Annotated in this window: 18 protein-coding genes and 1 pseudogene; 10 read left to right on the top strand and 9 right to left on the bottom strand. The window is 71.0% G+C overall.

Annotated features, from left to right (window positions below; translation table 11 throughout):
- The 5 genes and pseudogenes from ACSIH6_RS16125 to ACSIH6_RS16105 all read right to left on the bottom strand — a co-directional run.
- Window positions 1-219, bottom strand: a pseudogene (locus ACSIH6_RS16125) (phosphotransferase); the annotation flags it as partial.
- Window positions 220-577: 358 nt separating this feature from the next.
- The gene (locus ACSIH6_RS16120; protein WP_435109112.1) at window positions 578-1492 is read right to left on the bottom strand and encodes an aldo/keto reductase; all 915 of its coding nucleotides are present in this window, start codon (window positions 1490-1492) and stop codon (window positions 578-580) included.
- Window positions 1489-2670 (bottom strand): cupin domain-containing protein, encoded by a 1182-nt coding sequence (locus ACSIH6_RS16115; protein ID WP_435109111.1) that lies wholly within the window; start codon window positions 2668-2670, stop codon window positions 1489-1491. Before ACSIH6_RS16115 ends, ACSIH6_RS16120 begins: the two co-directional genes overlap by 4 nt.
- A gap of 8 nt (window positions 2671-2678) precedes the next feature.
- A complete protein-coding gene (locus ACSIH6_RS16110) occupies window positions 2679-2807 on the bottom strand; it encodes a hypothetical protein (RefSeq protein WP_435109110.1) in 129 nt (42 codons plus the stop codon).
- 110 nt (window positions 2808-2917) lie between these two features.
- Complete coding sequence (locus ACSIH6_RS16105) at window positions 2918-3460, bottom strand: ATP-binding protein (protein ID WP_435109109.1); 543 nt, start codon at window positions 3458-3460, stop codon at window positions 2918-2920.
- A gap of 194 nt (window positions 3461-3654) precedes the next feature.
- Between ACSIH6_RS16105 and ACSIH6_RS16100 the strand changes: the two genes are divergently transcribed.
- Window positions 3655-4467: a helix-turn-helix domain-containing protein gene (locus ACSIH6_RS16100; RefSeq protein WP_435109108.1), complete on the top strand. Its 813-nt coding sequence runs from the start codon at window positions 3655-3657 to the stop codon at window positions 4465-4467.
- Window positions 4464-4709: a DUF397 domain-containing protein gene (locus tag ACSIH6_RS16095; protein ID WP_435109107.1), complete on the top strand. Its 246-nt coding sequence runs from the start codon at window positions 4464-4466 to the stop codon at window positions 4707-4709. The genes ACSIH6_RS16100 and ACSIH6_RS16095 overlap by 4 nt, the downstream gene beginning before the upstream one ends.
- Before the next feature lie 73 nt (window positions 4710-4782).
- Here ACSIH6_RS16095 and ACSIH6_RS16090 read toward each other — a convergent pair whose 3' ends face one another.
- Window positions 4783-5688 carry a 1-aminocyclopropane-1-carboxylate deaminase/D-cysteine desulfhydrase gene (locus ACSIH6_RS16090; RefSeq protein WP_435109106.1) on the bottom strand — a complete coding sequence of 302 codons (906 nt, stop codon included), beginning with the start codon at window positions 5686-5688 and terminating at the stop codon, window positions 4783-4785.
- Between the two features lie 372 nt (window positions 5689-6060).
- Between ACSIH6_RS16090 and ACSIH6_RS16085 the strand changes: the two genes are divergently transcribed.
- From ACSIH6_RS16085 to ACSIH6_RS16075, 3 genes are all read left to right on the top strand, one after another.
- Entirely contained in the window at window positions 6061-6696 is a 636-nt protein-coding gene (locus ACSIH6_RS16085) for a hypothetical protein (protein WP_435109105.1), read from the top strand.
- Window positions 6693-7196 carry an ATP-binding protein gene (locus tag ACSIH6_RS16080; protein WP_435109104.1) on the top strand — a complete coding sequence of 168 codons (504 nt, stop codon included), beginning with the start codon at window positions 6693-6695 and terminating at the stop codon, window positions 7194-7196. Before ACSIH6_RS16085 ends, ACSIH6_RS16080 begins: the two co-directional genes overlap by 4 nt.
- A gap of 315 nt (window positions 7197-7511) precedes the next feature.
- A complete protein-coding gene (locus ACSIH6_RS16075; protein WP_435109103.1) occupies window positions 7512-9329 on the top strand; it encodes an acyl-CoA dehydrogenase in 1818 nt (605 codons plus the stop codon).
- Window positions 9330-9400: 71 nt separating this feature from the next.
- Here ACSIH6_RS16075 and ACSIH6_RS16070 read toward each other — a convergent pair whose 3' ends face one another.
- Window positions 9401-10195: a GNAT family N-acetyltransferase gene (locus ACSIH6_RS16070; protein ID WP_435109102.1), complete on the bottom strand. Its 795-nt coding sequence runs from the start codon at window positions 10193-10195 to the stop codon at window positions 9401-9403.
- A 262-nt stretch (window positions 10196-10457) separates the two neighbouring features.
- On the opposite strand from ACSIH6_RS16070, the gene ACSIH6_RS16065 reads away from it, so the two are divergent.
- Entirely contained in the window at window positions 10458-11291 is an 834-nt protein-coding gene (locus ACSIH6_RS16065) for an SDR family oxidoreductase (protein WP_435109101.1), read from the top strand.
- A gap of 219 nt (window positions 11292-11510) precedes the next feature.
- Here ACSIH6_RS16065 and ACSIH6_RS16060 read toward each other — a convergent pair whose 3' ends face one another.
- Window positions 11511-11975, bottom strand: a complete 465-nt coding sequence (locus ACSIH6_RS16060; protein WP_435109100.1) for a TIGR03668 family PPOX class F420-dependent oxidoreductase — start codon at window positions 11973-11975, stop codon at window positions 11511-11513.
- A gap of 280 nt (window positions 11976-12255) precedes the next feature.
- Entirely contained in the window at window positions 12256-13542 is a 1287-nt protein-coding gene (locus tag ACSIH6_RS16055; protein ID WP_435109099.1) for an MFS transporter, read from the bottom strand.
- A gap of 569 nt (window positions 13543-14111) precedes the next feature.
- Between ACSIH6_RS16055 and ACSIH6_RS16050 the strand changes: the two genes are divergently transcribed.
- The 4 genes from ACSIH6_RS16050 to ACSIH6_RS16035 all read left to right on the top strand — a co-directional run bounded on the left by ACSIH6_RS16050 (window position 14112) and on the right by ACSIH6_RS16035 (window position 20674).
- Window positions 14112-14489, top strand: a complete 378-nt coding sequence (locus ACSIH6_RS16050; protein WP_435109098.1) for a hypothetical protein — start codon at window positions 14112-14114, stop codon at window positions 14487-14489.
- Between the two features lie 617 nt (window positions 14490-15106).
- The gene (locus ACSIH6_RS16045; protein ID WP_435109097.1) at window positions 15107-16246 is read left to right on the top strand and encodes a WD40 repeat domain-containing protein; all 1140 of its coding nucleotides are present in this window, start codon (window positions 15107-15109) and stop codon (window positions 16244-16246) included.
- Window positions 16247-16392: 146 nt separating this feature from the next.
- A complete protein-coding gene (locus tag ACSIH6_RS16040; protein ID WP_435109116.1) occupies window positions 16393-18549 on the top strand; it encodes a protein kinase domain-containing protein in 2157 nt (718 codons plus the stop codon).
- 13 nt (window positions 18550-18562) lie between these two features.
- Entirely contained in the window at window positions 18563-20674 is a 2112-nt protein-coding gene (locus ACSIH6_RS16035; protein ID WP_435109096.1) for a protein kinase domain-containing protein, read from the top strand.
- Window positions 20675-20677: the final 3 nt, after the last annotated feature.

The raw sequence follows: 20677 nt of genomic DNA, 5'->3' as shown, positions 1-20677 counted from the left end.
GCCCTCCCAGTCCAGGATCATCAGCGGATCGCGGGTCAGGTTGGCCCAGTGCAGATCTGCGTGAGAGGTCGCCCAGCTCCGGACGGTCAGATCCACTCCGGTTTCGGTCACCTCGGGAAGGTGAGTGGGGATGCGTTCGATGAAGCCCGGTGTGTGGCTTCGTCGGCTCTCAGGCACAGACACCTGCTGAAGCTGGTGAAGTGTCGTGCGCAGGTCCATCCACCAACCGGAGTCGACGGTGAGCGGTCCCCGAAGGTCCGGTGACGCAGACACGGAGGGTGTGTCGACGCGGGAGAACAACAGGGCCTGGAACACCGGTCCTTGCCCCCATGTGTGGTCGGCGAGCAGACGAGGTCGGCGGACGTCTGGGGGAAGGGCTTTTTCAGCGAGACGGTTGCCCTCCCACATTCGACCACCCGGCTTCGGCGCGGATTCCACGCGCAGCCATGCCGGGACTCCGCCGCTGCGCGTGACCGGTCCGCTCAGGGTTCGGCCGCCCACCCCGTGGTGCAGTGCGGCGTCAGGCGGTGCGGCCAGGTCCAAGGCCGCGACCGCGTGACGCCACGCCTGTTCCAGGTCAGGCATTTTTTCGGGATAGAAGGAGGTCACTGATGTCCTTGAGTCGGGTCTCGGGCAGAAGGGGGCCACTCGCCGTCGCTGCGGCGCTCTCCCAGTGCTCCGTACTCGACGTGCTGATCAGCATCCCCGTCAGACCGGGAGCTGAGGTGGTCACCAACAGGGCGGCCTCGGCGGGCGAGATTCCCTCACTGATGTAGTGCGCCAGGCGCACGTTCACCAACTGGACGAGCTTGCCGCCATGCAGCGGGGCCGAAGCCCATACCTGCAATCCTGCCTCGCGCGCCTCGATGAGCGCGCCTGTTCCATTCAGGGCGTCCTTGATCGGTGCGATATTGACCAGCGACACCGGCAGTTGGATCGCCGCCAGGCCGCTCTGGGCTCCGCCGGACGCCTCACGGGACAGACGGACAAGGTCCGCCACGGTGAACGCTCCGGCGAACCCCGACCACGTCGCCACCCCGTACCCAAGCAGGAATCCGCGGTCGCGTGCCCGTTCCAGTTCCGTGAAGGCGTCACGGACGTGCGCGTGCAGGCGGGCGCGGTCACCGTGGGCGTGGTGGTCGGGATTGTGCAGGTAGAGCACATCTGGAGCACGGCCGAGTTCGGACATGGTGAGCTGGGCCTGGTGGCGCACGTAGGCCGGGGCGATGCTGTGCCGCTGGTGAGCTTCCTCGTCGGTCAGTACGCCTGCGGCCTGGGCAGTCTGGGCCTGGTCGGCGGTCATGTGTCCCAGCTTGGAGGACACGCGCGTGTTCGGGTGGTCCGCGAGCACCGGAGCGAGCGCGCGGTGGTGAGTGCCGTGACCGTAGACAGGCGCGGTGTCGATGAGGACTCCGCCCGCCGCGACGGCAATGCGCGCTGAAGCAGCGGCGTCGTCGGTGCGGTAGGTGCCGAGTCCGAGCCACACGCTCACTCCTCGCCCTCCCACACCAGCGCTCCGTCGTCCATGAGTCGGCGCAGCAGGGACAGCAACGCCTCCTCCGAGACCTTCGGTGCGAGCTGGCACAGCTCCTTGACGGTGACCGGTTCGTGCTCGGCGAGCCGGTGCAGCACCGGAGCGGCCGGAAGTGCCAGATGCCAGCGGCGTCCCTGCGCGGCAAGGACCACGGTGGTGGTCCCCTCGCGCACGGTGCCACGGTGGGAGGCCAGCCGCACCCGCGAGGACATCGACAACGCCCCCGTCACGGCGACCGGCAGGCTGAACACCATCCGGGCCGGAGCGGTCTGGTCCAGGTGGTCCCAGTACTCCTGCACCACCCGGGGCGACTGAAGGCGCTGCGCGACCAGTTCCGCCAGGCGATAGGTCCACTCCGCCTGTTCGTCTCCGTTCCGGGGAACATCACGGCGGACTTCGACGTGCTCCCGCATCAAGCCGGTGACCCAGTCGAGAAAGTCCGCGCCCGTGCTCGTGCTCAGTCCACAGGTCAGGTGCAGGCTGGGCTCACCCTCCGACGCCGACGCCGCGTGCCAGCATCCCCGGGGGACATGGAGCACGTCGCCAGGCTCCATGGTGAACTCGTCGATGGGCTCGGTAGGCGCGTCGTTGTCCACCTCCACGTCCGAGTACAGCGGGGCCTCACGGGTGATGCCGTAGATTCGCCACCGCTTGCGCCCCGAGACTTGGAGGACGATGACGTCGTGGTCGTCCCAGTGGATTCCGAATCCCTCCTGCGCGGTCCAAGAGGCGTAGGCGTTGACCTGGACGTAGGCACTCAGCCACGTTTCCAGGTGCTTGACCGCGTCAGCGATCGGAGGATGCATCTCCTCGATCGCGTCCACGACCAGGGTGGCCCCCTGGCGAAGCTGCTCGTGGAGCAAGTGCGGGACAGCCGCGTTCCAGTTGGGCATACGCCGATAGGACTGGAGGTGGGTGTAAGCGCCCGCTTCCACGGCCTGTCCGGCCGAGAGTCGCATGCGCGGCACGTCCAGGCGTCGGGTGGCGATCAACTGGTTGAAGTCGGCCCAGGTGAGCAGGTCGGCGAAGTCGGCGGCCTGGTCGGCGGTGGCGACGTAGCGATGGTGGGTGCGGCCGAGCACCTGGGCGGGGAACTGGTCCCCGCCCAGACGGCCGCTGATCAGATCAGCGGACACGGATTCTCCTAGCGGATGCTGTCGTTGTGGTCGGAGCGGCCAGTGCCACCGTCGGAGGGCTGGTCGCCACGGCTGCGCTCGGTCGTGATCTCCTCGACGGCGACCAACAGGTCACCGTCGAACTGCTGCTCCTGCATTTGCGTTCTTCCTTTCGTGTGTTCCTTCAGATGTGTGCGAACGGTCCGGAGATCGCTCGCACGGAACCACATGACCGGGGGTCGATCGGTCGTGTGGGGGCTGAGAAGTCTCAAGCGGAAGCGGTGAGGGCCCCGGTCCCGGTCCACTGGTGCCCGGTGCGGTCGATGAGGGCGCGCACCGTCAGGGGTCCGCCCGCGTTCCCCGTCCAGTCCCAGGACACCGACAGCTCATCCAGCATCAGCAGCCCGTTGCCGGTGGCCGCCAGCGGTTCCGTGGGCTTTCGCGGATGCGGAAAGCGGATGGGCTGGTCCGGCCTGGGGCCGTCGTCGGTGACCGTCAGGGTGTAGGTGTGGGGCTTGCGGTGCAGCGTGACCCGGACGGTGCCGCCGGGGTCGCCGGATCGACTGTGCTGCTGCGCGTTGGTGACCAGCAGACTCACGGCCAACACCAGCGGAAAGGCCGCACGGCGCGGGGAGCGGGCGTTGCGGTAGGCCCAGTTCCGGGCGATCCCGACGTGGCGGGGATCGCTGCCCAGGACGATGCCGCAGCGGTCGGAGTCGTCGAACCGCATCCGCCGGGGCGGTTGGAGCGTCGGCGTTCGGCGGCCGGGAACGCCTTCCGGGGTGGACTGACGAGGGATAGCCTGGTTCATGTTCGTACCTGTTGTCGTGAGAAGCACGGGTTCCGGACCAGGTCCCGGGGTTGTCAGTACAGCCGCCGGGACTTTTCTTCGTCCGTCGTCACAGTCTCATCAGAGGGCTTGCCTGATCTACCGATCGCTGGGGAATGCGAAATTCTCTGGTAAACCCTGTTGGCGCCTGATAGCGGACTGGTAAGAATCTGTGCATGGCGAACGAGGTCGACCCGAGGGCTCAGAGGTTCGGTGCCGAGGTGCGCCGGTTTCGCGAACAGGCGGGACTTTCGCAGAGCAGGCTCGCAGGCCTGCTACCAGCGTCCCAGGCGACGGTCAGTGATATCGAGCTGGGAAAGACGCCCGCCAAAAAGGACACAGCGGAACGAATTGACCAGGTGCTTAACAGTGAAGGTCGACTGGTCGCCGTGTGGGAGGAACAGCACGAGGTCTACAAGCCGCCGGATTGGTACAGGAAGCTACCGATCGTGGAGCAGCGGGCCACTCAGGTCCATGAGTATCAGCCCCTTCTCGTTCCCGGGCTTCTACAGACACGGGGCTACGCAGGCGCTTCGATCAGAGCGAGCAACCGATCTGTTCCACAGGCCGCCGTAGATGCCAAGGTGGCGGAACGCACCGAGCGCCAGACAATCCTTCGCCGAGACGATCCCCCCTTCTTCTCGGTCGTCCTGGACGAGACCGCGCTGTACCGGCGCCTCGGCAACCCTGAGATCATGAGGAAACAGCTTGAGTACCTGCTGGAGGTCTCTGCCTGGAGCCGAGTGGAGATTCTGATCATCCCGGCTGGCACCTGGGACCACCCAGGGCTGGACAACGGGTTCAAGCTACTGAGGCTTCCGGACGTTGGGATGCTCCTGTACTTGGAGACCAAGTCAAGTGGAGGAGTGATCGCCGACGCTGGCACGGTCGATGAACACATCTCCCGGCTGGGGGACCTGCGGGGGTTGGCCCTCCCTCCCGATCAGTCACGGTCGCTGATCAAGAAAGCACTAGGAGAAGTCGAGTGATCAACGAAGGAACGTGGCACAAGTCCACTTACAGCGCTGGCGACACCAACTGCGTGGAGGCTCGCCTGACCGCCCCCTCATGGCACAAGTCCACCTACAGTGCAGGCGAAACCAACTGTGTTGAGGTCGCCGAGGGCGTCACCACGGCGGTGCGGGACACGCAGAACCGCGAGCTGGGACACCTGTCGTTCGCGGCCACCGAGTGGACCGCGCTCGTGGACTCGCTCAAGAGCCTCGGCTAGCTACCGAGAGCTACGGGGCGGTACTCCGCCAGGGGTACCGCCCTTTGCAGGCCGCCGCACAGTCTCCGGTGTTCTAACCATCCGAGCCCTCAGGCGGGCCGGTGATGAGCGCGACCACGGTGCCGCCCCGGCGGAACCTTCCTCGCGCCACCAGGTCGTAGACCCCGGCGAGCATCTTGGCCACGTAGATCCGCTCCAGAAGCACCCCGTGACGCGCGTGGAACTCCTGGATGAAGACAGCCAGCTCGGGCGGGTACTTGGCGAACCCTCCGAAGTGGTACCCGGTCTCGACCGACCAGTTGCCGGTCACCGCACCCGCGTTCTCCTGGAAGCGGCGTACCTCCTCGTTGAGGAAACCGCCGCCTTTCAGCACCGAGAAGCCGATGGCCTCCCGCCCCGGGGGCAGCCCTGCCGCCAGGCCAGCGAGGGTTCCGCCGGTACCGCACGCGCAGCAGACGGCGTCGAAGTCCTCGTCGATCTCGTCAGCGATCGTGGCACAGCCGCACACGGCCAGGGCATTGCTCCCGCCCTCGGGCAACAGGTAGAAGTCACCGAACCGCTCGCGCAACCCGTCGATGACCTCGGGCGTGTGCTTGGCCCGGTAGGTGCTCCGGTCCAGGTACTCCAGCCGCATCCCCTGTTCCGTGGCATACGCGAGCGACCAGTTGAGCGGCCGGTACTCCTCGCCTCGGATAACGCCGATGGTCGAGAACCCGCACGCCCTTCCGGCCGCGGCCACCGCGCGAATGTGGTTGGAGTAGGCGCCGCCGAAGGTCAGCAGCGTGGAACGGCCCTGCTCGTGCGCCGCCTGGAGGTTGAGGTGGAGCTTGCGCCACTTGTTTCCCGGCACCTCGGCGCTGATGAGGTCATCGCGCTTGAGCAGCAGACGGATGCCGTACCCGTGCAGGAATTCGTCGTTGACCTCCTCCAACGGCGAAGGCAGCCGTACGTCCGCATGGCCACAGCCCTTGCGCTCCATACGGGCAAGGTTAGTCCCGACGTCCGGACCGAGACCGGGGTTCTGCCAGAGCCGATAAGACACCCCACTCGCCTTTCACTTCACCGCACAAGTATCGGAATTATAAGCAAAAGCAACGAATTCCGACATTAGGGCCACACAAAAGGCAACCAGGAGTCAGACAGGAACCCACAACGTACCTCTGAGCTGCGGCGATGCCGTCAACCCGAAATTACCCCGGAGTAGTTCGCAGAAAAGTTCGCTTCCACTCCGCCCCTGCCCTAATCTGGCACCGAACACACAACTCCATCCACACAATGACCCCGCGACGGTTAGTCACCGTCCGGGGCCGTGGCCAGCAACTTCCAACCTTTTAGAGCAAGGATTGCCAGCATGCGCCAGTTTAGCGCTGCGGCCCTGATCCGTGCCCTCGGCATGGTCAAGGCCCTCTTCGCGCCCCCGTGCGGACGCCATTCCCGCGCCGGTGGCCGTCGCCGCCGCTCCACCCGGGTCCGCCGCTACGTCCCGGTTCCCGCCCAGGTTCCCGCTCCGGTCGAGGCCACAGCGCCTCCCGCACGAACCAACCTGGACCCCGAGCGCCCCAAGCTCTCCGCTGCTCCCGTCCCCGCGGCCCGCCTGGCCCCGCCGAGTGAGCGCTTCCCCGCCGACGACATCGCCTTGGTCCGCCCCTACTACGCGGCCCGCGAAGAGGCCCGCGAACCCGGAGACGCGCGAGTCCGAAGCGAGGCGACCATCCGTCTCGACCAGCGGCCCAGCAGGAACACCCCGTTCTCCGGCGACCTCCTGGCCTCCGGCCCCGCCCCGGTCCCCGCGCAGGCCTCCGAGCCCGGACCGGTTCCGGTACCCGCCCCTCGTCCTCCGTCCCCCGCCTGCGAGGACCCCGAGGACTGGCGTACGTTCACCCGCCTCGCCCGCGTCTGGCTCGACCAGCAGCAACAGCGCACGCAGCGGATGCAGCAGGCACAGCAGCCCCGCCCGGACCACCACCGACAGGCGGTCCCGGCATGATCTTCCTGACCACACCCAAGGTTCCGCGCCCCCTCGTCCGCTGGGAGCACCGCGTCTACCCGGGCAGCCTCGCCCAGCTGTCCCAGGTCCGCAAGGACCTCACCGCCGACCTGGCCGGTTTCGACGAGGACCTCGTCGAGACCATGCGGCTGTGCGCCAGTGAGCTGTTCGCGAATTCCGTCAAGTACACGGATTCGGGAAAGAGGAACGGCGAGGTCGTCCGCGCGCTGTCGATGCCCAACGCGCGAACACTCCGCTTCTCGGTGAGCGACTGCGGCGGAGGCGGCGGGGTCCCGGCCGTCCCGGAGGCGCGGACGGAGGACGAGTGGAACTGGGCCGAGGGCCAGCGCGGGCTGCTGCTCGTGGAGAACCTGTCCACAGCCTGGGGACACTTCCGCCTCACACCCTGGGCCGACCTGGGCACCCACGTGTGGGCCACGTTCGCCGTCCCCCCGGGCGGCGCACCGCCCGCCACGCGCCCCTACGTCCTCACCGGCTGAAACCTCCGAAAGGGCGGGGAGACCGCGGCTCAGCGGCTCCCCGCCCCGTGCCACGTTCCCGGAGGCGTTCGCACGACATGACCCGCGTCTCCCCCGCACAACCCCGCCCAGCGCAGCCCCGTCCCGCGCAACCCCGCCTCGGACAGTCCGCCCCGCGCGGCTCACGAGAACTTAGCCCCTCCTTTTGGTATCCCCTGGGACACAACTCCCTCCCCCTACTGGCGCCCGGGGCTACTGGGTAGTAACATTGACTTGTTACTAGTCGGTAGATCCGCGTGTACAGACACCGCGGCCAGGGACACAGCGGAGCTGTCCATGACGCATTACAAGAGCAACCTGCGCGACATCGAGTTCAACCTCTTCGAGGTCTTCAGGCGCCAGGACGTACTGGGCCAGGCCCCCTTCGAGGAGCTCGACGAGGAGACCGCCCGCACGATCCTGGACGAGGTCAACCGCCTCGCCACGGGCGTCATCGCGGAGTCCTTCGAGGACGCGGACCGCAACCCCCCGGTCTTCGACCCGAAGACGAACACCGTCGCCATCCCCGAGAGCCTGAAGAAGTCCTACAAGGCCTACATGGACGCCGGCTGGTACAACCTCGACCTCCCCCAGGAGCTGGGCGGCCTCGGCGCCCCCCGCTCCCTGGTCTGGTCCGCCGCCGAGCTGGTCCTCGGCTCCAACCCCGCCGTGCACATGTACTCGGCCGGTCCGGGCTTCGCGAGCATCCTCCACGCGGAGGGCAATGAGGAGCAGAAGAGGTTCGCCGAGCTCGCCATCGAGCGCGGCTGGGGCGCCACCATGGTCCTGACCGAGCCGGACGCCGGGTCGGACGTCGGCGCGGGCCGCACCAAGGCCGTCGACCAGGGCGACGGCACCTGGCACATCGAGGGCGTGAAGCGCTTCATCACCTCGGCCGAGCACGACATGAGCGAGAACATCTTCCACCTGGTGCTCGCGCGCCCCGAGGGCGCGGGCCCCGGCACCAAGGGCCTCTCGCTCTTCCTGGTCCCCAAGTACCTGGTCAACGAGGACGGCTCGCCCGGCGAGCGCAACGGCGCCTACGTGACCAACGTCGAGCACAAGATGGGCCTCAAGGCCTCCACCACCTGTGAGCTGACCTTCGGCGACAAGCACCCCGCCGTCGGCTACCTCGTGGGCGACAAGCACGACGGCATCCGCCAGATGTTCCTCGTCATCGAGTACGCGCGCATGATGGTCGGGACGAAGGCGATCGCCACCCTGTCCACCGGCTACCTCAACGCCCTGGAGTACGCCAAGGAGCGCGTGCAGGGCAACGACCTGGCCGCGGGCAAGGACTCTCCCAAGGTGACCATCACCCACCACCCGGACGTGCGCCGCAGCCTCATGACGCAGAAGTCCTACGTGGAGGCCATGCGCGCCCTGGTGCTGTACACCGCCACCCAGCAGGACGCGATCCAGATCGCGCACCGCACGGGCCAGGACGCCACGGAGCTGGAGGCGATGAACGACCTCCTGCTGCCGATCGTCAAGGGCGTGGGCTCCGAGCGCTCCTACGCGCTGCTCGCCGAGTCCCTCCAGACCCTGGGCGGCTCCGGGTTCCTCCAGGAGTACCCGATCGAGCAGTACATCCGGGACGCCAAGATCGACACCCTCTACGAGGGCACCACCGCGATCCAGGCCCAGGACTTCTTCTTCCGCAAGATCGTGAGGAACGGCGGCCAGGCCCTGGGCACGCTGGCCGGGGAGATCAAGGCCTTCGCGCAGAGCGACGCGGGCAACGGCCAGCTCAAGCAGGAGCGCGCGCTGCTCCTGGAGGCGGCCGAGAACGTCGAGAAGATCGTCGAGCTCATGGTCGGCCACGCGATGGGCTCCGCCGAGGACGCGCGCGAGCTGTACAAGGTGGGCCTGAACTCCACCCGCCTGCTCATGGCCTTCGGTGACGTCGTCCTGTCCTGGCTGCTGCTGCGCCAGGCGGAGGTGGCCCTCAACAGCATCGACGGCGCCAGCGACGAGGACAAGGACTTCTACACCGGCAAGATCGCCGCCGCGCGCTTCTTCGCCGAGCAGTTCCTGCCGCGCATCGCCGCCGAGCGCCGCATCGCCGAGGGCGTGACGGTGGACCTGATGGACGTCCCCGAGTCCGCCTTCTAGGCAGCCTCGGGCCCCGCACAACGGACCCCGCCAAGAGGGCGGGGCGGCTCCCGGGCCGCCCCGCCCTTCGGTCATCCCGCTTCCGGTGGGGACCACACGTAGGGGGTCGTGGTGGTCACCTCCTCGAAGCCCAGGCGGCGCAGGATCGGCGCGCTGTCGTCGGAGGCGTCCACCTGGAGGTGGCGAACCCCGCGCGCGGCGGCGATCCGGGCGCGGGCGGACACCAGGGCCCGGTAGATCCCCCGGCCCCGCCAGTCGGGCAGCGTGGAACCGCCCCAGAGCCCGGCGAAGTCCGTCCCCTCGCGGAACACCAGCCACGCGGCGGACACGACCTCGCCTCCGGCCTCGGCGGTCAGGACGACGGTCCCCTCCGGGTCGGCGGCGATCCGGTCGGCCAGGTCATCGGCCAGCCAGCCCCAGTCCGCGCCCCACACCCGGGACTCCATGTCGGCGATCCGGCGCAGGTCCACCGTCTCGGCCACCCTGCGCAGCACGACCCCGGCGGGTGGCGCGGGCGCGGTGGCGACGGCGTCGGTCCGGCCGACCAGGACGGTCTCACGCTCCTCGGGCACGAACCCCGCCGCGCGGAGACGGTCGGGCAGGTCCGCGGGCAGGTCGTGCCCGTGGGTCTTCCACTCCACGGACTCCCCGCGCTCCGCGAAGCGGTCGCGCTGGCGGGCGATCAGCCGGTCCAGCTCGGCCCCCCGCACGCCGGTGTCGGGCGGTGCGCAGACCAGGCCCCTGCGCTGGCCGACCAGCCGCGTCACCGGGCCGTCCGGTTCGGCCCGGACCCCGGCCGGGAGGGTACGGGGTACGCCCCGCGTCTGTTCGTCATAGGCCGTGAGCAGGCCCCGCTTCGTCGTCACGGGCCGACCCTACGGACTTCCCCGCGCAGGTCAACCGGTTTTCGCGGGCGGCCGGGCAGGGCGCCCCGCCCCACGGCCCCCGCGCGTCCGGGACGCACCGGTCGCGGCTCCCCGGCTCCGGACCCACGCGCACGGAACGCGCCCGTTCGGGCACCTCCGGCGCGCGTCCGCGCCACCGGTCCCACGTGTACGGGGGGTGGCGCTGGGTAGCCGCTCACCCGAGCGCGTGCGCCGCCGGGAGGCGCACGGAAGGGGGCAGAGCATGGCACGCGACGACCGCGTCGAGGGAGCAACGGAGTTCGACGACTACGACCGCGTGGCGGTGGTGACGGGCGCGGACAGCGGGATCGGCCGGGCGACGGCGATCCGCCTCGCGCAGCAGGGCTTCGACGTCGGCGTCACCTTCCACCACGACGAGGAGGGCGTGCACCGCACGGAGGCGGAGATCCGCGAGATCGGCCGCCGGGTGTCCGTGCGCCAGCACGACCTGGCCGACCCCGTGCGGGGCTCGGAGGCCGTCGCCGAGCTGATCGAGGACCTCGGCGGCGTGGGCGTCCTGGTCAACAACGCGGGCACCGGCTCCGGGGAACAACTGCTGGACACCGACTACGAGCGCTGGCGCGAGGTCCTGTCCGTGGACCTGGACGCGCCCTTCCTCTGTTCGAGGATCGCGGCCACGCACATGCGCGACGCCGGTCGCGGCGGCCGCATCGTCAACATCACCAGCGTGCACGAGGAGTTCCCGCGGGTGACCGCGGGCGCCTACTGCGCGGCCAAGGGCGGGCTGAAGCTGCTCACCCGCGTCCTGGCCCTGGAGCTGGGCCTGTACGGCATCACCGTGAACGCGGTGGCGCCGGGCGAGATCGCCACGCCCATGACCGGACAGCACGAGGAGGAGCCCGCGCTGGACTCGCGCGCCGGGTACCCGCTGCCCCGGCCGGGCCACGCCTACGAGGTGGCGGAGGCCGTGGCCTTCCTCGCCAAGCCGGAGGCGTCCTACGTCACCGGCGCCTCGCTGTTCGTGGACGGCGGGCTCTCCCTGATGGGCCCGCAGGCCGGAGGCGCGCTCCAGGACGCCACCTGGCGCGCGGGCTGACCTTCGGCCGCACCCGGGATCCGCCGCCGCGGACGGCGAGGTGGCTCCGGCCCGCCCCGGCGCCACCTCGCGGGCCGTGCGCGGCGGGCCCCGCCCCCACCCCCCGACCTGTTCGGGATGAGACCCCGCCTCCATCGTCACCGTCGGCGGCCGAGGGTGGCGCTGGAGGCGGGATCGCCGTCGAACGCACGCGCACCGCGCCGTCAGCGCACCGCACCGTCAGTGTTTCGGCGCGTCGGGCTCCACGGCGGGTTCCGCACCGGCCTCCTCCGCGGCCGACCACCCGGACCAGTGGTGGACCTCCACCAGGATGATCGCCTCCTCGGGCGGCGTCTCGCGGTACCGGGGATAGCGCTCCACCAGCCGCTCGCGTGCCTCGGTCCAGGCCGGGCCGTCGTGCTGGACCAGCGCCTCCCCGTCCGCGCGGACCCACCACAGCCGGTCCCAGTCGTCGGAGTACTCGTCCGTGAGCAGCGACACCCGGGGGTCGCCCTCGATGTTGCGCATCCGCCTGAGCCGGTACGTGGTCTTGGGCTTGTGGTCCACGGGGATCGCGATCGTGTCGCCGTAGGCCGCGAACACCACGGGCACCAGATGGGGCTGCCCGTGGTCGCCCACCGTGGCCAGCCTGGCGACACGGCTCCGCGCGAACATCTCCCTGGACCGCTCCGGACTCCACCTCATGACAGAGAAAGTCCCACGCGGCTCGGAGCGGCACAAGGGGCACACACGCCCCTTTTTCTCCCCTTGTCCTCACGCGCGCACGCGCGCGGGCTCCCCGTCCCCCGACACGCTGACTCTGTTCACTCAGGTCTCACACGCGCACGCGCGCGGGCTCCCCCCCACGACGAAGGCCGGTCCCGCGGGACCGGCCTCCACGCGTGCGGCCGTCTCCGTCTCCGTCTCCGAGGACAGGGACGCACGCTCTCCTTCTCACCCACGCGCACGCGCGCGGCCGCGAGACCTAACCCCGGGAGCGGCGGAGGACGAAGAAGTACAGCGCCGCGGTCGCGCACACCGTGGCGACGGCCATCGGCACGAACGCCAGCTGGTAGGCCTCGGGCCCCTCCGGCAGCGCCTGGAGCAGCGCGCCCGCCGCCACCGTGCACACCACGGCGGTCGTGAACCCGCTCATGTTCACCAGGCCGGAGGCGACGCCGGTCCGGCTCGCGGGGATCCCGTCGCGCGCGAAGTCGAAGGAGACCGTCGGCGCCAGGGTCTGCCCCACCGCGCTCACCGCCAGCACTGTCAGTCCCACGGCCACCGGAACTCCCCCGGGCCACGCCACCAGCAGCAGCCAGCCCAGGCTCAGCGCCGTGCTCAGAGTGAGCCCCAGCCACCGGCGCACGCCGGGGTTGCGTCCGATCACGACGCCCGCGAGCGGCGCTATCCACAGCCCGCCCGCGGCCAGGGCGGTGAGGGTGAGGGCGGCGGTGTCCTCGGGCAGCCCCAGGCCGCTCACGAGGAACGGGTAGCCCCACAGCACCATCATCATCGTGAACGGGGCCATGACGGCCGCGTGGTGGGCCATGCCGATCTGCGGTCCGCGCGAGCGCAGCGCCTCCTTGAGCGCGGCCCACACCGGGATCGGGTCGGCGACCGTGGAGCGACCCGCCGCCCCGGCCGGGCGGTCGCGCACGACCACCAGCATCAGCAGGGCCATCAGCGCGGTCAGGGCCGTGGTGGACAGGAAGGCCGCCACCCAGCCGAACCCCTCCAGGGCCCACGCCAGCGGCGCGGCGCTGGCCACCTGCCCCGTGCCGCCGACCACGCCGGTGAGCCCGCTGACGAGGGCGTAGCGCGCACGCGGGAACCACAGGGCCGCCAGCCGGATGACGTTGAGGAAGACCAGGGCGTCGCCGAGGCCGATGAGGAACCGTCCGGCCACCGCCACCTCGATGCCGGGGGCGAGCGCGAACAGGCACGACCCGACCGCCATCGCCGCCATGCCCATCACGAGCGTGTAGCGGGGCCCGAGCCGGTCGGCCAGCAGCCCGGCGGGAACCTGGAGGACCACGTACACCAGGAGTTGCAGCATCGGCAGCAGGGAAAGCAGAGCCGGTCCGACGTCGAAGCGGGCCTGGGCCTCCAGGGCGGCCACGCCGAGGCCGTTGCGCTGGAGCATCGCCAGGAAGTACCCGCCCACGGCGACGCCCCACACGAGCCAGGCCCTGGCACCGCCCGCGGGTTCGGAGGCCACGACGCCCTCCCGTGCAGTAGTCCGGTCACCGGATGTCTCGGTCTGTGTCACTGGGCGACTTCTCTCCGTTTCGTACGACCGTTCCAGTGTCCTCCACATACGGGACCAGCCCTTACACCGGGGTGAAAGCGTGGGCAAAACCGACAGGAACACCGGCATGCCGGAAGGGCCCGCAGACGGCAAAGCCGGGGTTTGACCGGGTCAAGGGCCCGTAACCTGCACGAAGTCGCGGAGAGTCACGACAAACACGCCAAGAGTCGCCACAACGGGTGACACTGGCGACATCTCCCCCGCAATCGGACGAGCTTCTCGCGGCGCCAAAAAAGCGATCGCTCGTTCGGAATACATGCCCTGAACTGCGGGTTCTTGGTTTGGTGAAGTCGAGACCCATTCGTTAAATGTGATATTGGTCACTTGTAGAAGCCTCGACTACCGGGGGTCAGTTGCTGCTAGCATCCGGAGCGCAAAGAATAACTACGAGGTAACGACATCGTTCACGCCTCACCAACTTTGTGGAGGGAACCCGCCAAGGCCACCTGAGGCGGAGCACCTCGAACCGCGGCGACGTGGCCGCACAAGCGAACACGGCACCGCGGCAACCTAGACCACTGGAGACGACCTTGAGTCACTGGCGCCTGAACAACCCCCGGGCCTCCCGGGCGAAATCGGCCCTCGCCAGGCGAATCAAGCACAGGCCCCGCCACGCCTTCTGCGCCCAGCGCGCGATCACGGCACTCCTGGGTGAGCTCGCCTCCGTGACCTCCCGCCAGTTCTACTGGTCGGGCAGCTCCGAGCTGGCCGTCGTCTCGGTCCAGCGCGACGTCAACGTCTGGTGTCGCGACGGCCGCTTCTTCTGGAACGACCTGTTCCACGGCGGCCCCGTCTCGCATCCCGCGAGCGACCCCGTCGGCGCCGCCGAACTCCTCAACCCCTTCGCGCAGGGGCCCGAGCCGGTCTACGGCCACGGCAGCGTCATCAACCACACGGTCGCCGCCTGAGGCTCCGCGTCCAGCCCTGAGACCCCGCGGCCAGCGGAGCCGCTGAGGGACCGGCTCCCGCACGCGACCCTCTCCCCGCACGCGAACCCGCCAGCGCACTCCCCTGTCCGGTGTACGGCCCTCGTACGAGCGCCGGACGCGCCCTGGACGCCTGTCAGCGGCTCCAGGTCCCGCGCGCGGACCCGTCGCCCCGCGCGGCACCGTCGTCCCGTGGGAACGGCCCTCTCTCTCCCCGCACACGCCCCTCGGCCACCTGTCCGGCGCGCGTGCGGACGATTTTCCTTCCTTCCTCGCCCTACCCGCGCAGAAGGGCTCGACACGCCCCGATCCGGCAGGAGCCCGGGATCCCCTGGCACGCGGGACGTCCCGCGTCCCGGTTCCGCGGGCCCCGGCGGACCTTTCGCCCGCCACGTGCCCCTCCAGCCCCTCCAGCCGAGAGATCTTCGGACCCAAGGCACCAAAAACTGACAGACGGGCACATAACCTGTCCGAACCTTCCAGAACCATTCCCCACCAGCGGTCTTCTGGGGTTACGGTGGCTGCTGACAACCACACACGCACCGGCCCGGAACCGGCGGGCCGTCCTCGATCACCCCTGTAACACCCCCAGAGGACCCATGCGCCCCCTCCACCCCGAAGAACCCTCACGCCTCGGGGAACGACGCCGCCGCTCCCTGCTGCGCGCGGCCGCGCTGGCCGGTGTGGTGGTGCTCCTGGTGAGCGTGGGCCTGTACGCCTTCACCGCTCCCTCCTGGGACCCCGAGGCGGCCGTCGACGCCGACGGCTGCTCCGCGACCGGATCGGCCGTCTCCGACCGCCTCGCGCCGACCGGGGACCCGATGACCGCCTTTCCCCGGGACGTGCCGCTCGCGCTGTCCTTCTCCCCCGACGGCTCCGTCCTGGCCGTCTCCCAGATCGACACGGTGACCCTGTGGGACTGGCGGGAGTCGCGCGCCATCGCCCGCATCGACCACGACTCCTCCGCCGTTCCGCCGACCCCGGCGGCGTTCAGCCCCGACGGGTGCCTGCTGGCCTACGGAACCCTCGACGGCGCCTCCGTCGTCGACCTGGAGACCGGCAGGAGGCGGGTCGTCGGTGAGGAGAGGGTCGTGCGGTCGATCGCCTTCAGCCCCGACGGCTCCTCACTCGCGCTGGGCGTGCGCAGCGACCCCGACGGACGGCTCCTGCACCTGCACGACACCCGCACCTGGGAGCTGGAGGCACGGCTGGCCGGCTCGGGCGTGCTGGGCTCGATCAGGTACTCGCTCGACGGCAGCGTGGTGGCGGGCGGCGAGGACGGCGGCGGGATCGCCGTGTGGGACACCGAGAGCCTCTCGCCGCAGGGCCTGATCCGCGAGCGCGCCGGTGTCGGCGCGGCCTCGTTCGACCTCCTCCCGGACGGCTCGGCCGTGCTGCTCATCCGCTCCGGCTCCGTGTTCCTCGTCGCGCCCGGGACCGGGGCGATCATCCGCGAGTTCGTTTCCGAATCGGACGAGGGCATCCTGGTGGACGTCGCGTACAGCGCCGCGAGCGGCCGCGTGTTCGCCGCCCGGCTGGACCCCGCCACCGGCCGCGGCGACATGGTGGCGTGGCAGCACGCCTCGGCGACCGAGGTCGCGCTGGGCCCGGACCTGCCCCGCGTGTTCCCCATGGCGCTGTCCCCGGACGGTTCCCGGGTGGCGGGCCTGCGCACGGGGACCGGCGACATCGCCGTCTACGACACCGAACTGAGCCTGCTCAACGTGCTCACGCCCTGAGCTGGGCCGCGGGCGCACCGTGAACCCGTCCTCCGGACGCCCCGGGACCGAACCGCTATCTTGGAGGGCGCTCCCCCGCCCCCGGCCCAGCTGGAACAGGCACCCTCCCCCGTGCCTCGACGCAGTGAGGAACACGTACCGCCGTGCTGGCCCCCCTCGCCTCCGACGAACCGCAGCGCATCGGCCCGCACCGCCTCCTGGCCCGTCTGGGCGAGGGCGGCATGGGCAGGGTGTACCTGGCCCGCACCCCCGGCGGCCACCTGTGCGCCCTCAAGGTGGTGAAGGAGGACCTCGCCCACGACACCCAGTTCCGGGCGCGGTTCGCCCGGGAGATCCGCTCCGCCCAGCGCGTCGCCGGCCCCTTCACCCCCGCCGTCGTGGACGCGGACCCCGACGGGGACCCCCCGTGGATGGCCACCGAGTACGTGCCCGGCCCCACCCTCAAGGAGGCCGTGAACGACGGGGGCCCGTTCCCGGCGCCGTCGCTGCTGGTCCTGGCCCTGGGACTGTCCCGTGCCCTGGTCACCGTGCACGCGGCCGGTCTCATGCACCGCGACCTCAAGCCGAGCAACGTGCTGCTGTCGCCCCGCGGGCCGCAGGTGATCGACTTCGGCATCGCCCGCGCCGTGGAGGGGACCGTCCTCACCCGCACGGGCCAGACCTTCGGCACACCGGCCTACACCTCGCCCGAGCAGGTCGTCGGCGAGGACGTCACACCGCGCAGCGACGTGTTCTCGCTCGCCGGAGTGGTGGTCTTCGCCGCCGGAGGCGACCCGCCCTTCGGCTCGGGGGACTCCGTCGAGACCCTGCGCCGGGTCATGACCGGGCACCCGCACCTGGACGCGGTCCCCGAGGGCCCGGTGCGCGACCTGCTCGCCCGCTGCTTCGCCAAGGACCCCGGGTGGCGGCCCGACGCCGAGGAGGTGCACCGCGGGCTGTCCGAGCTGCCACTGCCCCCGGCCGAGCACGGCTGGCTGCCCTCACCGGTCACCCGGCAGATCGACGTGCGGGAGAACGAGACCCGCAGGGCGGAGGAGGCCGAGCGCACGACCGTGCCGATGGCCGGACGCGGGCCGCGCCCGGACGCGGGCGGCGGGAGTTCCGCGGGCGCTCCGGACGGGGAGAGCCCCGTGGGCGCTCCGAACAGTGGGAGTTCCGCCGACGCGCCGGGCGGCGCCTCCGAACGGACCGACCGGCCGTGGTGGCGGCGCCGCGCCGCCGCCGTCTCCGCCGCCGCGGCGGCCGCGCTGGTCATCGGGGTCGGCGGCACCCTCGCCCTCACCTCCTGGCCCCTCGGGGGCACCGGGGACGCGCCCGGGGCCGACGCGGCGGCCGGTGCCCCGGGGGCTCCGTCAGCCGCGCCCTCCGCCGACGACGCCCCCGAGGTCGACCTGGAGGGGTGGATCTACGACGTGGACTTCTCCGCCGACGGCGAGACCCTCTACGTGTTCGGCATGTCCCTGTCCGCGTGGGACTGGCGCACGGGCGAGCCCGTCGACGTGTTCGAGCCCACTCCGGGGGGCGCCCAGATCGGCGCGGACGACCACGTGGCCGCCACCTACGACGACGTGATCCGCGTCTGGGACGGCGGCAGCGACGACGAGGTCAACACCTTCGGCGAGGACAACGGCGGCCGCGGCTTCTACGACATGCCCGCGCTGACCTCCGACGGGTCCCGGGTCGCCGTGCTCGCCGCCGAGGGCGGCGACCCCCGCGAGGAGCGGGTGATCCAGGTCTGGGACGTGGAGTCGGGCACCGCCGACGTGGAGTTCCCGGTGGACGGGGTCCTCACCGACCTGCACTACACCCCGGACGACTCCCTGCTGGTCGGGGTCGTCATGGAGCACGGATACGAGGAGTACGTCGGCGTCGCCGTGTGGGACCCCGCGACCGGCGAGCGGCTCCGCCTGTTCGAGGGCGGGGACCACTACGCGGTCGCGCTGTCCCCCGACAGCCGCACCATGGCGCTCCAGAGCGGGGCGCGCCGGGTCGACGTCGTCGACCTCGCCACCGGTGAGGTGCTCGTGCCCCTCGCCGAGCCCTCCGCCGACCAGGAGAGCGTCAGCGGCATCGGGTACTCCGCCGACGGCAGCCGGGTGTACGCGGGGGAGTACGGCTGGGCCGACGACCGGGGCAGCGTGTGGGACGCGCGGAGCGGCGAACTCCTCCGCGACGCCGACGTGACGGTGTACTCCCCCATGGGCGCCCATCCCGAGGACGAGTACCTGGCCACTGTGGCCGACGGCGGCGGGCGCGTGCTCGTCCTCGACTCCGACTACACCGTCGTCAACGAGCTGACCTGACCGGAGGAGCCCCATGCGAGACCTCTCCCCCCGGGACCCGCGCCGGGTCGGCCCGTACCGGACCGCAGCCCTGCTGGGCGTCGGCGGCATGGGCCGCGTCTACCTCGGACTGGACGGGGAGGGCGCCTCCGCCGCGGTCAAGGAGGTGCGCGCCGAGTACGCCTACGACCCCGACTTCCGGGAGCGCTTCGCCCGCGAGCTCGAACTCCTGCGCCGGGTGCACGGCCCCTACACCCCGCGGGTCCTGGACGCCGACCCCGCCGGGCAGACGCCCTGGATGGCCACGGAGTACGTGGCGGGGCCCTCCCTGCACGACCTCGTGCAGGCCACCGGTCCGCTGCCCGAGCACACGGTGCGGTTCGCCGCCCGGGGCGTCGCCCAGGCCCTGGAGCGCGTGCACGCGGGCGGGCTGGTGCACCGCGACCTCAAGCCCGGCAACGTGATGGTCTCCGCGGCCGGTCCGCAGGTGATCGACTTCGGGGTCGCCCGTGTGCTGGGCGAGGCGGGGGAGGACGGCCGGATCATCGGCACGCCCGGCTACATGGCGCCCGAGAACGTCCGGAGGCAACCCGGCGGTCCGCCCTCCGACGTCTTCGCGCTCGGCGGGCTGGTCGTGTACGCGCTGACCGGGACCGGGCCGTTCGGCGAGGGGCACCCCTCGGCGGTCATGTACCGCATCACCAACCAGGACCCGGTGCTCACGGGGGTGCCCGGGCCGCTGCGCGACATCGTCTCGGCGTGCCTGGACAAGGACCCGGGCCGGCGGCCCTCCGCCGCCCGGGTGCTGAGCGCCCTGGGCGGGCCGGTCGAACCCGCTTCCGCCGACACCTGGCTGCCGCCGTCAGCGGTCGAGGTGTTGGAGGGGATCGGCCGGGAGTACCGGTCCGCCGTCGGGGCGGCCCTGCGGAAGGCGGAGGCGGAGACCGCGGGGAACGGGAGGTCCGCGGAAGGCGGAAGGTTCGCGGGGGACGGGGGGTCCGCGGGGGACGGCCGCCGACGTCCCGGGCGGCGCCCGCTGGTGGCCGGGGCCGCCGGTGTCGCGCTGGTGCTCACCGCCGGTGTGGGCACGTGGGCGGCGGCCACCCTGGGCGCGGAGGAGCCGCCCGCGCCGGAGCGGCCGGGCGAGCGGGAGCGGTGCGAGATCACCGAGCACATCGCGCCGGAGTACGCGCGGGCCGCCCAGGACCCCCCGAGCCTGCCGTCGACCTCGATGGTCAGCACCGCGTTCTCCGCCGACGGCCGGATCGTGGCGGCGGGCGGCACCGAGGGGCTGGCCCTGTGGGACTGGCGCGAGGGGACCGAGATCGCCCGGATCGAGGCGGAGATCGACCCGCTGGGCGGCACGCCCGTCCTCAGCCCGGACGGGTGCCGGATCGGGTACGCCGCCCAGGACGGCGCGCACGTGTACACCCTGGAGACGGGCGAGCACACGGTCTTCCAGCAGGACACGGACATCGGCGCGATGGCCTTCTCCCGGGACGGGGGTTCGCTGCTGCTGACCGACGGCGGGGCCGGTGCCGACTCCGACCTGCTCCGGGTGGACCTGGGAACCGACGAGGTCACCGACACCTACGAGGGGGGCGGCGACGCCCTCAGCCTCACGGTCTCGCCGGGCGGGACGTACGTGGCCGCCGTCGACTACGCGGGCGGGGTGAAGGTGTGGAAGGCGGACGGCGGGGAGCGGGTCATGGCCGCCGAGGGGGCCAAGGCGGGCTTCGGCGACAACCTGGAGCTGCCCAACGACGAGGGCGACGTCGTGTACATGACCGGGACCGGCGTCGTCCACGAGAACTTCCTCGACGACGGGGAGCCGCGCGTCCTCGAACCCGCCGAAGTACCGGAGAACGGGCTGAGCGAGATCGCCCTGAACCCCGCGGCCGACCGCCTGTACGCCAACTACACCTCCGGGGAGGTGATCATCACGGAGGAGAGCGAGGAGCACTACGGGACGAAGGTGTGGGAGTTCTCCACCGGACGGGAGCTGACCGCGCGGGAGGACGCGGAGTACGTCAGCTGGATCACCGTGCACCCGGAGGGCGAGGTGGTCACGGGGCTGCCCCTGGACCACGCGCCGCTGTGGATCATGGAGCCGGAGGACCTGAGCCTGCGCGACAGCATCGGGTGATCC

This window comes from Nocardiopsis synnemataformans, from assembly GCF_965343085.1.
GTDB lineage: Bacteria > Actinomycetota > Actinomycetes > Streptosporangiales > Streptosporangiaceae > Nocardiopsis > Nocardiopsis alborubida.
Note: the sequence above shows the minus strand (reverse complement) of the source record. Positions and strands in the feature narration are given on the sequence as shown.